The sequence below is a fragment of the Muricoccus harenae genome (assembly GCF_009848505.1).
Lineage (GTDB): Bacteria > Pseudomonadota > Alphaproteobacteria > Acetobacterales > Acetobacteraceae > Roseomonas > Roseomonas harenae.
This window is the reverse complement of record NZ_WWDL01000010.1, coordinates 81,252-95,960: the sequence shown is the minus strand read 5'-3', so window position 1 is coordinate 95,960 and position 14,709 is coordinate 81,252. Positions and strand designations below refer to the sequence as shown.

General features: G+C 70.1%; 12 protein-coding genes. 6 read left to right on the top strand and 6 right to left on the bottom strand.

The window, feature by feature from the left end:
• Nucleotides 1–3 precede the first annotated feature (3 nt).
• On the top strand, nt 4–1,362 hold the full coding sequence (locus GSE44_RS09620; RefSeq protein ID WP_159348576.1) for a DUF5666 domain-containing protein: 1,359 nt from the start codon (nt 4–6) through the stop codon (nt 1,360–1,362).
• Between the two features lie 21 nt (nt 1,363–1,383).
• Here GSE44_RS09620 and GSE44_RS26210 read toward each other — a convergent pair whose 3' ends face one another.
• Nucleotides 1,384–1,509 carry a hypothetical protein gene (locus GSE44_RS26210; RefSeq protein WP_268893638.1) on the bottom strand — a complete coding sequence of 42 codons (126 nt, stop codon included), beginning with the start codon at nt 1,507–1,509 and terminating at the stop codon, nt 1,384–1,386.
• On the bottom strand, nt 1,491–1,613 hold the full coding sequence (locus tag GSE44_RS26205) for a hypothetical protein (RefSeq protein ID WP_268893637.1): 123 nt from the start codon (nt 1,611–1,613) through the stop codon (nt 1,491–1,493). The genes GSE44_RS26210 and GSE44_RS26205 overlap by 19 nt, the downstream gene beginning before the upstream one ends.
• A 514-nt stretch (nt 1,614–2,127) precedes the next feature.
• Here GSE44_RS26205 and GSE44_RS09615 point away from each other — a divergent pair.
• The 5 genes from GSE44_RS09615 (at nt 2,128) to GSE44_RS09595 (ending at nt 7,391) form a co-directional block, all read left to right on the top strand.
• Nucleotides 2,128–2,655 (top strand): metallophosphoesterase family protein, encoded by a 528-nt coding sequence (locus GSE44_RS09615; RefSeq protein ID WP_235924681.1) that lies wholly within the window; start codon nt 2,128–2,130, stop codon nt 2,653–2,655.
• Nucleotides 2,652–4,418, top strand: coding sequence for an ABC transporter transmembrane domain-containing protein (locus GSE44_RS09610; protein WP_201306001.1), 1,767 nt, complete (start codon nt 2,652–2,654; stop codon nt 4,416–4,418). The genes GSE44_RS09615 and GSE44_RS09610 overlap by 4 nt, the downstream gene beginning before the upstream one ends.
• A gap of 177 nt (nt 4,419–4,595) precedes the next feature.
• On the top strand, nt 4,596–5,594 hold the full coding sequence (locus GSE44_RS09605) for an alginate O-acetyltransferase AlgX-related protein (protein ID WP_159348575.1): 999 nt from the start codon (nt 4,596–4,598) through the stop codon (nt 5,592–5,594).
• Nucleotides 5,595–5,673: 79 nt separating this feature from the next.
• The gene (locus tag GSE44_RS09600) at nt 5,674–6,684 is read left to right on the top strand and encodes an alginate O-acetyltransferase AlgX-related protein (protein ID WP_159348574.1); all 1,011 of its coding nucleotides are present in this window, start codon (nt 5,674–5,676) and stop codon (nt 6,682–6,684) included.
• Nucleotides 6,684–7,391: an alginate O-acetyltransferase AlgF gene (locus GSE44_RS09595; RefSeq protein WP_159348573.1), complete on the top strand. Its 708-nt coding sequence runs from the start codon at nt 6,684–6,686 to the stop codon at nt 7,389–7,391. The genes GSE44_RS09600 and GSE44_RS09595 overlap by 1 nt, the downstream gene beginning before the upstream one ends.
• A 99-nt stretch (nt 7,392–7,490) precedes the next feature.
• On the opposite strand, the gene GSE44_RS09590 is transcribed toward GSE44_RS09595, so the two are convergent.
• From GSE44_RS09590 to GSE44_RS09575, 4 genes are all read right to left on the bottom strand, one after another.
• Nucleotides 7,491–10,139, bottom strand: coding sequence for a tetratricopeptide repeat protein (locus GSE44_RS09590; protein WP_159348572.1), 2,649 nt, complete (start codon nt 10,137–10,139; stop codon nt 7,491–7,493).
• A gap of 214 nt (nt 10,140–10,353) precedes the next feature.
• Nucleotides 10,354–12,189, bottom strand: a complete 1,836-nt coding sequence (gene typA, locus GSE44_RS09585; protein ID WP_159348571.1) for a translational GTPase TypA — start codon at nt 12,187–12,189, stop codon at nt 10,354–10,356.
• A 298-nt stretch (nt 12,190–12,487) separates the two neighbouring features.
• Nucleotides 12,488–13,099 carry a hypothetical protein gene (locus GSE44_RS09580; RefSeq protein WP_159348570.1) on the bottom strand — a complete coding sequence of 204 codons (612 nt, stop codon included), beginning with the start codon at nt 13,097–13,099 and terminating at the stop codon, nt 12,488–12,490.
• Nucleotides 13,100–13,233: 134 nt separating this feature from the next.
• On the bottom strand, nt 13,234–14,676 hold the full coding sequence (locus GSE44_RS09575) for a hypothetical protein (protein WP_159348569.1): 1,443 nt from the start codon (nt 14,674–14,676) through the stop codon (nt 13,234–13,236).
• Nucleotides 14,677–14,709 lie beyond the last annotated feature (33 nt).

Genomic DNA, 14,709 nt, shown 5'->3' with positions numbered 1-14,709 from the left:
GCCATGCGCCGCCTCCTGCCCCCTGGGGTATGCGCGCCGCTGCCGGCCGCCATTGCCCTGCTCGCGGCATGCAGCGCCGATCCCGGGCCCGCCCCCGTTGCCGCCAGCCCGGCCCCCGGCCTCTGCCGGATCGGCCCCGATGGCGGCCCGCCCCTGATCCTCGCCGAGGGCGAACGCGGCATCGGCGGCACAGGCGCCCCCGCGACCACCTTGGCGCAGGCTGCCGCGGACACGGCGGATGGCGAACGGGGCATTGGCGGGACGGGCATTGTCGGCGTCGTGACCGGCTTCGCCAGCATCTGCGTCAATGGCCTCCACATCGCCTATAATCCGGCCCTGCCCGTCGCCTTTGCCGATGGCCCCGCCACCCCTGCGGCCCTGCGGGTCGGTCAGGTGGTGGTGGTCCAGGCCTTCGGGCCCGAACAGGCGCTGCGCGCCCGCCGCATCGCCGTGCGCCACGAACTCGCCGGTCCGATCGAGGCCGTGGACGAAACCGGCCTCCGGATCGCGGGCCAGCGCGTCACGACCGCCGCCCTCCCGGCCGGCCGCGCCTGGCGGGTGGGCGAGCAGGTCATGGTCAGCGGCCTCCGCGCGCCGGATGGCAGCCTCACCGCCACCAGAATCGACCCGCGCCCCTCCGCCGGTGCCACCACCATCTTCGGCAGCCTGTCCCGCCGCGGCGGCGCCCCCTGGATTGGCGACCTGCCCCTCCGCCCCGTGCCCGGCCTTGCCCTTCCCCCCGCCGGCCCGGTCCTCGCGCGGGGCCGGATGGAGGATGGCGCGCTCGTCGCGGATTCCGTCGAGCCCGACCGGCTGATGCGCGACCCGCCTGCCTATCTCGGCACGACCCGCGTCCTGCTCGAGGCGCAGGTCGGCTTCGATGGCCGCCGCCTGCTCCTCGGCCCCGGCCTCGCCCTTCCCGCCGGCGCCGGGATGGGCCCCGCCGCAGCCGGGCGGCGCGTGGTGGAATTGCGCGGCGGCCCCGGCGCTCCCCTCTCCGCGACTGGCCTCAGGAACGGGGGCGAGCCCGGCCCCGCGGATGCCGCGCGGGGATCGGGTCTGGAAACGGGGCGGGAAGGCGGATCAGGCGCCGCATCCGGCAACGGCCTGCCTCTCACCCCGCGCGGCGCAGCGGCGGGGGACCGTGCCCCCATGCCAGACCGCAGCTTCGAGACACGCCGCGGCGAGGAGCGCGATGCCTCCGGGCGCTGGCGCAACATGCAAAGCCCGCCGGCAACCGGCCGTGCAGGCCAGGCCCTACGCAGCCGCGAGGGCGCAGCATCGGATGGCAGGCTGAATGGAACCGCACCGGATGGCTCGCGTCCCGAGGGTGGCCCCATGAGCTCCGGACGCGGCCGGTAGCACGCGCCGCGTCGCGCGCCCCTATCCCCGGGCCGCGATCAGCCGGCAGAGATGCGGATCCTCCTTCTTGCAGGCCGAGAGCCCGTGGGCTTCCTCATGATGCAGGATCCGCATGTCGTAGCGGTCGGTCAGCTTGCGGCGCAGCACCTCCGGCCGATGGAGCGGCGGAAATGCGCGGCTGCGAAGGCATTGGCCTGCTTGATGAAGCTGCCGTCGCGCACGCAGCCCAGCAAGGTTCCGTAGGTGACCATCAGCTGATAGCCGAACTCGGCCGTCAGCGCCGCGCGGACCTCGTCAAACAGCGAGAAGATTCAGCTTTTCCAATCATGGTCGCTGCTGAGCCGTCGAGTAAAACCTGCAGCCGGTCACCGCGCCCGAGAAGCGGCCAGAGCGAATCGACCCGGAAGTTGAACTCCGCCCACGTCACGCCATCCACCTCGACGATCCGTGCCGCACCGGTCTCCGCGATCGGCATGCCGTTAAGGTGAGCGAGAGCGACGCATGGAGGCGGCTTCCCGTGAAATCCAGCCCTGCACCCCTTTGGGCGTGCATCGCAGGACAAGACTCATCAGCGTACTCCATGGAAAGCGCTGGCGCGGGCCGGGCTTCCTTCAAGCGATGTAGGTTCAGACCAGGCGCCTCGCGCCACACCGGTTCCGGTCAAGCCGCCACCCTGTCCCACCTCCCTTGCGGGAGCCCGCGCTCCGCGCCATCTCGCCCCCGGCTGCCAGGAGCCGGGAGCAAACGCGCCGGAACGCAGCATTGATGGGCGCGACAATCTTGGCCTGCTGGTTCACCGCCGACACGCATTTCGGCCATGGCGCCCTGCGTGCCCTGATGCGCCGCCCTTTCGACTCCACGGCGGGCATGGACGCCGCCCTCGCCGCCGCCTGGAATGCCGCCGTCGCTCCGGAGGATGAAATCTGGCATCTCGGCGACTTCGCCATCGGCCACCCCGATCCCGCCGCCCTCCTCGCCGGCCTGCATGGCCGGAAGCACCTGATCTGGGGCAACAACGACCCGCCTGCCATCCGCGACCTGGCCGGCTGGGCCAGCAGCCAGGCCTATGCCGAACTCGAACGCGAAGGCCGTTTCCTCATCCTGTTCCATTATCCACTTCGAAGCTGGAACCGGCAGTCCAAGGGAGCCTGGAACCTGCATGGCCATTCCCACGGCCGGCTGAAGCCGCTTCCCCGGCAATTCGACGTGGGCGTGGATCCGCGCGGCTTCCGCCCCATCCGCCTCGCCGATCTCACCCCGGGGGCTGGACCCACCTCCGGAGACGCCGCATGAGCCGCCTCCCCGCCCTCCGCATCGTCCTGCCGCTGCTCCGTCCTCATCTGGCGCGGGTCGCGGGGGCCGTGCTTGCCATGGGCACGGCGGCCGGCATGATCCTTCTGCTCGGCCAGGGCCTGCGCCGGATCGTCGACGACGGCTTCTCGCATCACGCCACCACCAATCTCGACCACCACGCCCTGCTGATGGCCGGGCTGATCCTTCTCCTCGCCCTCAGCACCGCCACCCGCTTCTATCTCGTCTCCTGGCTCGGGGAGCGGATCGGCGCCGCCCTGCGCCGGAAGGTCTTCGCCCATGCGCTGACCCTGCCCCCCAGCCATTACGAGCAGCACCGCACCGGCGACGTCCTCACCCTGCTCACCGCTGATACCGAGATTCTCCGCGGCCTGGTCGGCGCCGCCGTGTCGCAATGGCTGCGCGCCGTCATCACCGCCCTCGGCGCGCTCACCATGCTCTTCGTCACCAGCCCCGAGCTCACCTTGCTGGTGGTGGCCGTCACGCCGCTGATCGTCATCCCTCTCGTCACCTTCGGCCGGCGCGAACGCCGCCTCAGTCGCGTCGCGCAGGAACGCGTCGCAGATCTCGGCGCCCAGGCAGAGGAAACCCTGAACGCCATGGCCACGGTCCAGGCCCATGTGCATGAGGAAGCCGATCTCGACCGCTTCTCCGCCCGCGCGGAGGAAAGCGTCGCCGCCTCCCTCGCCCGCATCCGCGTCCGCGCCCTGCTGATGCTCTGCATCATCCTCCTCGGCTTCGGTGCCATCACCCTCAGCCTCTGGGTCGGCGGCCGGCAGGTGCTGGCGGGAAATCTCACCGGCGGGGAACTCTCCGCCTTCGTCTTCTACGCCATTCTCACCGCCACCTCCGTCACCTCCCTCTCGGAGCTTTGGAGCGAGGTGCAGCGCGCCGCGGGCGCCGCCGAGCGCGTGGGCGAGTTCCTCGCCACCGTGCCCGCGATCCGACCACCTGAACGCCCGGTCCCGCTCCCTGGCCCACTTCCTACCCCCGCCCCGCTGCGCCCCTTGGGCCGCCTCGCCTTCAAGGATGTCCATCTCCGCTACCCCAGCCGTCCCGGGCAGCCGGCGCTCGACGGCGTCACCCTCGCCGTGGAGCCGGGCGAGACGGTTGCCCTCGTCGGGCCCTCCGGCGCCGGCAAGTCCACCCTCTTCCAACTCGCCCTCCGCTTTCGCGATCCCGATTCCGGCCGCGTCACCCTGGACGGCATCGATCTCCGCCAGGCCGAGCCCGCCGCCATCCGCGCCCGCATCGGCCTCGTCCCGCAGGACCCGGTGATCTTCGGCGCCGATGTGCGAGACAACATCCGCTACGGCCGCCCCGACGCCACCGATGCCGAGATCCGCGCCGCCGCCGAGGCCGCCGACGCTTCCGGCTTCATCGAAGCCCTGCCCCAGGGCTACGCCACCTTCCTCGGCGAGAAGGGCGTCCGCCTCTCCGGCGGCCAGCGCCAGCGCATCGCAATCGCCCGCGCCGTGCTGCGCGACCCGCCCCTGCTGCTGCTCGACGAAGCCACCAGCGCGCTCGACGCCGAAAGCGAGGCCGCGGTCCAGGCCGCCCTTGCCCGCCTCGCCCGCGGCCGTGCCGTGCTCGTCATCGCCCACCGCCTCGCCACCGTCCGCCGCGCCAACCGCATTATCGTGCTTGAGGCCGGGCGGGTGGTGGCGGAGGGCAGCCACGACACCCTCGTGGCGGCGGAAGGCCTCTACGCCCGCCTCGCCCGGCTGCAATTCGCGGCCGCCTGAACCTTCGCCTGCAACTGGCCTGCCTAGCCTCGGCGCGGCGTCGTCGGAGCGGGAAAGCGGCACGCGCGCAACACCGCTTCACAACCCACCACCCAGCCAGCAACGCAATTGTGAGACGTATCAAAAAAGTGCTATCCAATTGGTGATTGAGATGGCTCAGCAGGACGAACCCGCACAATGAAGTGCATTGATCTCACACGCCGCAACGCGCTGCTGGCTGGAATGGGACTCGGCCTGGGTGCTCTCGGCGCCCGCCCCGCCGATGCGGTGACCATCACGAATGGTGTCGTCGTCGGAAAGGAAGGCTGGCTCTTCCTGGTCTATGACGACCCCCGGCAGGCCCAGACCGCCCGTATCGGGCAGGTCACCAGGATCATGAACGATGCCGTCGCGCTGTTCCGGGCGCGCGGCATCGAATGCGCGGTGCTTCTCACCCCGGCGAAGGCCCGCATCTATGCGGACTTCCTCCCCGATGACTGGCGCTTCAACGCCGAAAGCGAGCGGCGCTACGCCCTCGCGGTGCAGCAACTCCGCACGAGCAGCGCAATTGTGCCGGACGTCTTGCAGCTGTTCCTCGCCCACCGCCGCAGCACGCCGAACGAGGCGCTGTTCTTCCGCAACGATACGCATTGGACGCCGATCGGGGCGGAACTGGCGGCCACCGACCTCGCCGCTCAGATCGCCCAGCGGATGCAGTTCCCCGCCAGCCGCGCCCGCGGCACGGAGCTACTGGAACGCGCCCAGATCCCCGGCTCCGAGAACGACCTGCTGAACCTGCTGCCTGGGCCCGAGCGCTCGAAGTACCAGCAGGAGGCCTTCCTCATCCGCAAGCCCGCCCCGGTGCGCGGTCGCAACGCCCTGGTTGAGGATGACGACGCAGATGTCGTTGTCGTCGGCAACAGCTTCGCGCAACCGAAGTACAACCTCGGCCCGATGCTTTCGAACCGCCTGAACCGCCCTGTGGCGCTCCACTGGGAGGTCCATCTGACGGGCCCCTACCGCACCCTGCTGAACGCCGTGAAGGGCAACAACTTCCGCAAGCAGAAGCCGAAGCTGCTGGTCTGGAACATCATCGAGCAGGATCTCAGCCTGCTTCCCTCCGATGGCCGGGCCTTCCCGAACAATGCCCTCTCGGTGGACGAGTTCCTCTCCGGCATCCGCCAGGCTCTGGCCTGAGCGGCCGCTCCCCCATCCCGATCCGGGGCAGGCCAGCGTGGCGACGACGCGCCCTACCCATCCTGCGAAGAGGTTTGCGATGAGTGCCAACACCGATCGAGCGGCCACCGGCACCAGCCGGCGCAGCCTGCTGGGCGCCCTGGGCTCCACCGGCTTGGCCACCGCTGGGCTTGGGGCCGTCCCGCGGCAAGCCGAAGCGCAGACCGCCGGGCTCGCCGTGATCGGCAAGGAAGGCTGGCTCTTCCCCGTCTGGGATAAGGTCTGGGATGTCGATAGCAACCTCGTTCGCCAGACCTCCCAGGTGATCGCTCAGGCCATCGACATCCTCAAGGCCGCGGGCATCGGCACGGCGATCACCCTGATCCCCTCCAAGGCCCGGATCTACCGCCAGTATCTTCCCGCCGAGATACGCGTCTCGGCCGAGGCGGACCGCCGCTACGCCGGCATCATGAACGACCTGCGTCGCCCCGGCGCCATCCTGCCGGACCTGGATGCCGCCTTCCGGGCCAGGGCCGCCGGCGTCCAACTCTTTTTCAAGTCCGACACGCATTGGACCCCGATGGGCGCGGAGCTGGCCGCCGTGGAGGTGGCCAAGGCCATTGGCCCGACCGTGCCGAGCAGCACCCGCCCGGGAACCCAGGTCTCCACGCTGTCCAACAAGATGCATCCGCGCGGCGACCTCGTGCGCAACCTGCCTGAGGCCCAGCGCGCCAGCTATGGCCCCGAGCCCTACCAGGTCCGCGAAGTCGTCCAGGCCGGCGGTCAGGCCGCGCTGATCGCCGATGACACCACGGACGTCACTGTGGTCGGCAACAGCTACATGGAGCCGAGATACCTCTTCCAGCCCATCCTCTCGAACCAGCTCAGCCGCCCGGTATCGCTGTTTTGGAAGCCGAACAACGTGGGACCCTATGCAACTATGCTGCAATACGTGGCCAGCGCGGGCTTCAAGCAACAGCGCCCGAAGGTGATCGCCTGGACGCATCTGGAGGTGGACTTCCCCGGCCTGCCTAGCAGCAGCGGCTGGGGCCAGAACGCCATGGCACCCGAGAAATTCCTGGCCGACCTGCGCCGGGCGGTGGCGGCGTGATGCCCGCCCGTAGCCTGCGCGGCGCGCTCGCCGCCTTCCTCGGCCTGGCCCCGCTGGCGGCCATGGCCCAGACACCGCCCGGCCAGGCGCAGATCTACGATCCGCAGCCGCCGCCGGACTCCGCCTATATCCGCTTCGTCAACACCCTGGGTGAGGAGCTGGCGCTGCGCCCCTCCTTCCTGCCGGCGCAGCGCCTCGGCACGAAGCCGGAGGAGCGGATCAGCGTCTATCACGTCGCCCAGCGCGTCGGCGGTAACCAGGAGTTCTCGGTCGAAGCAACCGCCGGGCGCCGTACCGGCCGCGTGGCGCTGAACATGCGCCCGGGCAGCTTCAATACCATCCTGTTGCAGCCGCAGGGCGATGGCGGCATCGCCGCCACCCCGATCGTGGACGAGGCCGACTTCAACCGGGCGCGTTCGCGGCTAAGCTTCTACAACGCCGCTAACTGCCCCGCCGCCTCCGTCTCCCTCGCCCCCAGCGGCCCGGCCGTGCTCGAGGGCGTGGCCTCCAACGCCGCCAAGGCCCGCAGCGTGAACCCGGTCACCGCTGAACTCCGCGCGGAATGCACCGGCGGCCAGGCCGCGCCGATCTTCCCACTCCAGGGTCTCGAGGCCGGCGGCATGTACAGCATTTGGCTGATGCAGCCAGACGGCCGCACCCTGACCGCCTTCTTCACCCGCGATACCACGGCCCGCTGGCGGAACTGACCGTCCGAGGGACGCATGCGAAGAAGGCGCCGGAGGCATGGCCTCCGGCGCCTTTCTTTATGACCGGACCGGCAGGTCAGGCGCGCCGGTCCACCCCGATCACTGGCTGCTGGCGCGAAGCTGGCTCGCGCGCAGCCGCGCCGCCTCCCCCAACGCCTCGCGGGCGCGGAACTGGTCGCCCGCCGCGCGCGCGATCCGTGCCTCCAGCAAGGCCATTTGCAGTTCATCCGCCTTACGGGCCCGACCTTCGCGCAGGATCTCCTCCGCCCGGCCCAGCGCCCGCCGCGCGACCGCCGCCTCGCCTGCCACGGCGCGGGCCTGGATGTTGTCCGGGCTGCGCGCAAGGATCGGTTCCACAATCTGCGAAGCTTCCTCCGCCCGGCCAGAGCCCGCATAGACCCGCGCCAGCGAGAGTTGCAGCGCGGGGTTCTGCGGCGCCTCGTTCAGCGCCGGCGCCAGCCGGTTCATTGCCGCGCGCCGGTCACCCCGGTCGGTCAGTCGCTCGGCCTCGCTGGCGGCGGAGCTGGCGCGGAGATTGGCCACCTGCTGCCGGGACTCGCCGGTCAGACGCGGGTCGCGCGCCACGCTCGCGGCCAGTGCCTCGGCCTCGGCCACCCGGCCACCCTCCAGCAGCGCACCCGCGATCGCCACCCGCGCCGCCGGCGGGGTGGAGGGGCTGCCGGGATTGGCCGCTCGCGCCGCCGCATCGGCATTGCCGGGCTGCCGTAGCCGGTTGAACACCCGGATGACATTCGCTGCCGTCGCGCCTGTCGGATCCGGTCGCGCGGCAAGCGCGATCAGCCGCTGCGCCGCCGCCGAACGCGGGTTCCCCTGCGCCGAGCGCTCCAGCTGCCGCACCTCCAGCTCACGCCGGTTCTGCTCCAGCAGCTGGTTCCCGTCCTGAGTGCGCGCCCGGGGTGGAATGGCCTCCAGCCTCGAGACCGTCTCGCCCAGCCGCCCATCCGCATTGGCGAGCAGGGCCGAGGCGAAGAGCGCGTCCGGCGCATTGCGCGCCGCCAGGCTCTGCTCCACGCGCCGCGCCTCATCCACCTGCCCGCGCTCCTTCAGCGCGCGGGCTAGGTCGAAGGCCGCCCATGGATTGTTCGGATCGGCTGCCAACGCGTCGCGCAACAGGCCGAGGCGGGCGGCGGGATCGCGCGTCTGCTGCGCCTCCTGCCGCAGGGCCGCGGCCCGGAAGGATTGCGAGCCCGCGGGTGGCCGGAAGCCCGTATCTGCCAGGAAGCGGTCTGCATCGGGGAACCGCCCCTGGCGCTGCAGGGCCTCGTAAAGCCCTGCCTGCGCCGCCGGCAGGTTCCGCCGGATGGAAAGCGCGGTGCGGAAGCGCGTCTCGGCAGTGGAGAAGTCGTTCCGCCGCAGCGCCACCATCCCCAGCACGATCTCGCCCTGGAGCCGCTCCTCGGCATTCCCGCGCAAGGCTCGGCGCGCGAAGGAGTCGGCACGGCCCAGCCCGCCGCGGCTCAGATTCTGCCATGCCTGCGCCGAATTGCTCGGTGGTCCTGCCTGGCCGCCGCGCCCGCCTCGCGTGGCCACGCCAGGGGCCGGGGCCGCGAAGCCGTTCAAGTCACCCGTCTTCTCGGCGAACTCGTCGCGGCGGAAGGGCGCCAGTTCCACGGCCTTGTTGAAGTACTCGCGTGCCTCCGGGAAGCGCTGCTGCATCTTCCGCACGATCGCCATGCCAATGGCCGATTCCGCATCGCTCGGGTCGCCGGCGAGCGCCGAGGTGAAGCTGCGCTCCGCATCCGCCAGGCGGGAGGCCGAGACGGCTTCCCAGCCAGCCAGGCGATCCGTCACCCATTGCGGGATAAGCGTCGCCTTGGCCTCGTCATACTTGGCCTGCAGCTCGGGATCGGCGGGGTTAGAGCTGAAATAGGCCGCGATGGCATCGGCCGTCTCGGGATCGGTCGGCAGCCAGAGCAGCGCCTGCCGCCAGGCCGCCCGCGCTGCCGGCCCGATCGCCGGCACGTCAGAAAGCTGCCGCAAGCGCTGGATGCCCTCCAGCCGGTAGATCTCGTTGTAGGAAAGCAGCTGCGCATAGGCGAGCTGCAGCGTGCCGTTCTCCGGCGAGCGCTCCAGCACCTTCGCGAGCCCCTGCCGGGCCAGCTCGAAATGCTCCTCCGAAGAGCCCGCCAGCGTCTGGTAGTACTCGACGGCGAAGATCGGCGGTACCTCTCCGTCGGGGAACAGCTCGCGGTAGCGCTGCATCGCGGCCTGCCGCTGGCCGGTCTGGTTGAGGCGTCGCGCCTCGGCCAGCACCGCCTGGTTCACCACCATCGCCCGTAGCGCCGCGGAGGCGCGGAAGGCGGCGTCGCTATGGGGCGCGGTCTGGTTCAGCCGCGTCAGATAGGCCTCGGCATTCTGCCGGTCGCCATTCTGCGCGGCCACCTCCGCCGCGGTCGCCAGCACGTCCGGATTGTTCGGCTCCAACATGAGCAGGCGCTCGAGTGCCTGCTGCGCCAGCTCCGGCCGTCCCCGCGTGCTCCAGTAATTCGCCTGGTCCAGCAGGATGCCGAAGCCGCGGCTGCCGGCGCGAACCGTCCCTGCATCGCTATCCGGCTGGGCCATGCCGGATCCGAACGGCACCTGCGCCCCAGCCGGAACCGCGGCCAGCACCAGCCCGAGGGCGACGGCCCCGGCCAAGCGGACCGCAACACTCCCATGCAGGCGCGAATCGGCCTCGCACCGGTCAGCCAGGACGGTCGGAGCCAAACGCGCAACGCGAGCGGACATGCCCGAAACTCCCCAAACCACAGGCGGCACGGGCCATCGACCCTTCCGGCGTGTCCGCGCCGTCGCCTCGCCGCCCATCTATAAACCGGACACGAAACCACGTCGCGGGAAAAACACGCAAACCGCCTTGCATGAAGGGACAATAATCATTTTTTAGAACACTACAGCCAAGAAAAAGGGCGGTCCCGGGTCTCCCCGGAACCGCCCTTTCAGATCACGCCGCCTCGCTCTCCGCGCGGCGGGCGTGCTTCTTGCGCTCATGCGGATCGAGGTAGCGCTTGCGCAGGCGGATCGCCGTCGGCGTCACCTCCACCAGTTCGTCCTCCTCGATATAGGCGATGGCCTGCTCCAGGCTCATCTTCCGGGGCGGAACCAGCAGAAGCGCCTCATCCTTGCCGGCGGCACGGATGTTGGTGAGCTTCTTCTCCTTGATCGGGTTCACGTCGAGGTCGTTCTCGCGCGAATGCTCGCCGAGGATCATGCCGACATAAACCTTCACGCCCGGATCCACGAAGAGCGCGCCGCGCTCCTGCAGGGCAAACAAGGAGTACTGCACCGCCTCGCCGTCCGAGTTGGAGATCAGGCTCCCCTTCACGCGCCCCTCGATCGCGCCAGCCCAGGGCTGATAGCCCAGGAACAGCCGATTCATCATGCCGGTGCCGCGCGTGTCCGTCATGAACTCGCCGTGATAGCCGATCAGGCCGCGTGACGGGATGTGGAAGGTCAGCCGGACCTTGCCGCCGCCCGAAGGCCGCATGTCCTGCATCATACCCTTCCGCTGGGCCATCTTCTCGACGACGACGCCCGAATAGGCCTCGTCCACGTCGATCAGCGCCTCCTCGAAGGGCTCTTCGCGCTCGCCCGTCTCCGGGTTCACCTGCGTCAGCACTCGCGGCCGGCCGATCGTCAGCTCGAAACCCTCGCGGCGCATCTGCTCGATCAGCACGCCAAGCTGCAGCTCGCCACGGCCGGCCACCTCGAAGGCATCCACCTCCTCGCTGACCTTCACGCGGATGGCGACGTTGCCCTCCGTTTCCTTCATCAGGCGATCGCGGATCTGGCGCGACGTGACCTTCTTGCCCTCGCGACCGCCCAGCGGGCCATCATTGATGCGGAAGGTCATGGAAAGCGTGGGCGGGTCGACCGGAATGGCCGGCAGCGGCTCTGTCACCTCGGGGGAGGCGATGGTGTCCGGGATCGTCGCGTCGGACAGGCCGGCAATGGCGCAGATGTCGCCCGCCTGCACCTCATCCACCGGCACGCGATCCAGACCCGAGAAGGTCATCAGCTTCGTCAGGCGGCCCGTCTCGACAACCGAGCCATCCTGGCGCAGCACGCGCACCGGCATGTTGGTGCGGGCGATGCCCTGCTCGATGCGGCCCGTCAGGATGCGGCCCAGGAACGGGTCCGCCTCAAGAATCGAGGCGTTCATCGCGAAGGGCGCGGCCGGATCGACCGTCGGCTCCGGCACATGGCTCAGGATCAGGTCGAACATCGGCGACAGGTCCTTGCGGGGCCCATCCATCGTCAGATCGGCCCAGCCCTGGCGGCCCGAGGCGAACATGGTGTGGAAGTCGAGCTGCTCGTCGCTGGCACCCAGCGCCGCGAACAGGTCGAACACCTCGTTCAGCACCTCATCGGCCCGCGCGTCCTGGCGGTCCACCTTGTTGATGACCACGATCGGCTTCAGCCCGCGGGCCAACGCCTTGGTCAGCACGAACTTGGTCTGCGGCAGCGGCCCCTCGGCCGCGTCGCAGAGCACGATTGCGCCGTCCACCATGGATAGGATGCGCTCGACCTCGCCGCCGAAGTCGGCGTGGCCTGGCGTGTCCACGATGTTGATCTTGGTGCCCTTCCACTCCACGGCCGTCGACTTGGCCAGGATCGTGATGCCACGCTCCCGCTCCAGGTCATTACGGTCCATGGCGCGCTCGGCCACCTGCTGGTTGGCGCGGAAGGCGCCGGCCTGCTTCAGCAGGTTGTCCACAAGCGTCGTCTTGCCATGGTCAACGTGGGCGATGATCGCCACGTTGCGGATGTTCTGCGTCATCGCGCGGTATCCTTCGTCCGGCACCGGGGCCGCCCCGGCGCCACGCGCGATGCCGGCCCCTGCAGGGCCGATCGCGCCAGTTTCACATCCCCGGCGGGGAAGCGGCCTTCGCCCGAAGTTCCATCCATGAAGACCCCGCGGCCTTGTGGGGCGGCGGGGCTTCTCTTCGGCGGTCCGGCGTGTTGCGGCGCACACATAGCGCGCCGCACACCGGATTGCGAGGGTTTCCGCGATGCCCCCCGCCCGTTCCGCCCATGCAAAGGAAGCGGGGCAGCGAAACGGGCGCAAAAGCCCCCCTCTACCCCCGCGGCGGCAGCCGCTCGGCTGGCATGCCTGGCCCCGGCGGCACCGCCGGGCGCGGCCCCTGCCGCAACGGCCGCTGCGGTTGAGCAGAGGGCGGCACCGGCGGCTGGGCATCCACGCCGGTGGGCACCCCCGGCGGCAGAGGCCGCGCGCCTGGGCCGCTCGGCGAGGCTGGCAGCGCCGCCTCCGCCTGATCCAGCGCGTTCAAGGCCGCGCGCGTGTCCCGTTGCCTCGCCAGCCGGCGGGCCGAGGCGAGCTGGCTCAGCGCCGCACTGCCCTGCGGGCGGCTCGCCTCGCTGGCGACCACCGAATTCGTCAGCAACCGCGTCTCCGCCCGCTCCATCGCCTCGATGGCAGGCCCCGTGTTACGGCGGATGAGGAAGGCCCGCGCCTCGGACAACAATGCCCTCGCGGTTTCCACCTGGGCGGCATCGGCCGCCGCGGCATTCCGGTTCTGCGCCGGCACATAGGGGGTGGCCGCGGGATTGTTGCGCTCGCGCTGCATCTCTCGCACAGCCGGGTCATCCGAGGCCTGCCCCTGGGCCCAGGCCGGCCCCGCAAGCAGGATAGCGGTCAGGGCGGCGGACAGGGTGGTCGAGCGGATCATGGTCTTCTCCTATGTCGGGGCCGGAACGCGCGGCAGGCGGATCGGCTTCCGGCACAGGCAAGCAAAGCCAGTCCCGGTCCGCCTCGGCGATCCCGCTCCTGGAGCAGATGAAGTGACCGCCCCCGCCAGATTCTTCAGCGCCGGGCCGCCATCTCCACCTCATGCCGGCGGATCAGATCCGGCCAGCCCAGAGGCTCTCGCGTGACGGCGCAGCGGTCCCCCTTCTGGCCCGGGATGAGCTGAGCCCGCGACTGGTACTCGGCACTCCCGAGGCGATCGGCCGCGTAGGACAGGCCGATGCAGAGAAGCGTCGTCCCCAGAACGCCCGACACAGCCCCCCGCCCGGGCGAGACCTCCCGCCGGAAGAACCGGATGAGGTAGGCCAGCGCGATCACCGAAAGCACAGTGATCGGGATCACATTGAAGCGGCTCTCGACGGCCGCGATGCTGTTCAGCGCCGTGATGCCCAGACAGGCCAGCAGGAGGAATGCCAGGGGCAGGATGCGGGGCAGCGCTTCCAGGCGCGCCGCCCGGCTCCGCCACAGGAGGAGCGCGAAGGCCCCGGTCCGGACCAGCCCGAGAATGCACAGCAGCCAGGTTACCGCCCGGAAGACGGGGCCGTAGGATGGGTGGAGGTCGCGGATGTAGACGAAGGGCGTGTCCGCGCTAAAGCTCATGAACACATGCGCCAGGAGGGTCGCCAGCCCTTGGCCGGGATTCTCCAGGTACCACCGCCAGCCGCCATCCGCGCTGATCGGGCCGGAGAACAGTGGGTTCAAATGAAACCAGGGAAGAGCCTCCCGGTTCGCGATCAGCGTGTCGTACTTCCAGGCAATGATGCCGAATGCCGTCTGCAGCCCTCCGAGCTGGCACAGCGGCAGGATGCTCGCCTGGCCATAATTACGCAGGGCATAGAGAGCCTGCGGCCCCCAGATCGCCGCGCCGGCGGCCAGGAAGGACAGGACTGCGACCAGGGCGAGGCGCCCCCGCACGGCCCGCCACTGCGGCGCCAGGCCAACCCCGATGAGGATGGCGAGATGCCAAGCGGCCAGGACCGGCAGGTTTGCAGGCCGCACCATTAGCGCATAGGCCACGATGACGGCCCCCGCGAGCATCGAGCCCTCGGTCCGCCAACGGGCATAGGGGCCGCTCAGCTGCAACGCCAAGGCCGAGAGCGAGACGAAAAGGATAAGGGAAAGGCCATCCGTCAGCGCATCCGACACCAGGACGAGCGCCATCGGGCTCAACAGGGTGCCGATCAGCGCCGCCCAGGGCCACGGCTTGCCAAGCACCCGCAGCCGGGCCGAAAGCCAAAAAGCAGCGCCCGCGTAGAGGACGGCCTGGACCACGGCGGCGGCAACCACCAGCCGGTCGTTGCCGAAGCCGGAAAGATAGGTGAGGAGCGTCAGGAAGAGCGGATAGCCATAGGTCCGCACGGTCCCGAAATCATGCAACAGCCCGTGCATCCGAAAGCGGAACGCGTAGAACATGTAGCCCCAGGCGTCGGCACCGGTCGGATGACTCTCCGCGAATGCGACGAGCGCGGCGATGCAAGCCGCGAACGGGACGAGCACCACCCAGGAAGCCACGCCCCCCGCGACGCCGGAAGC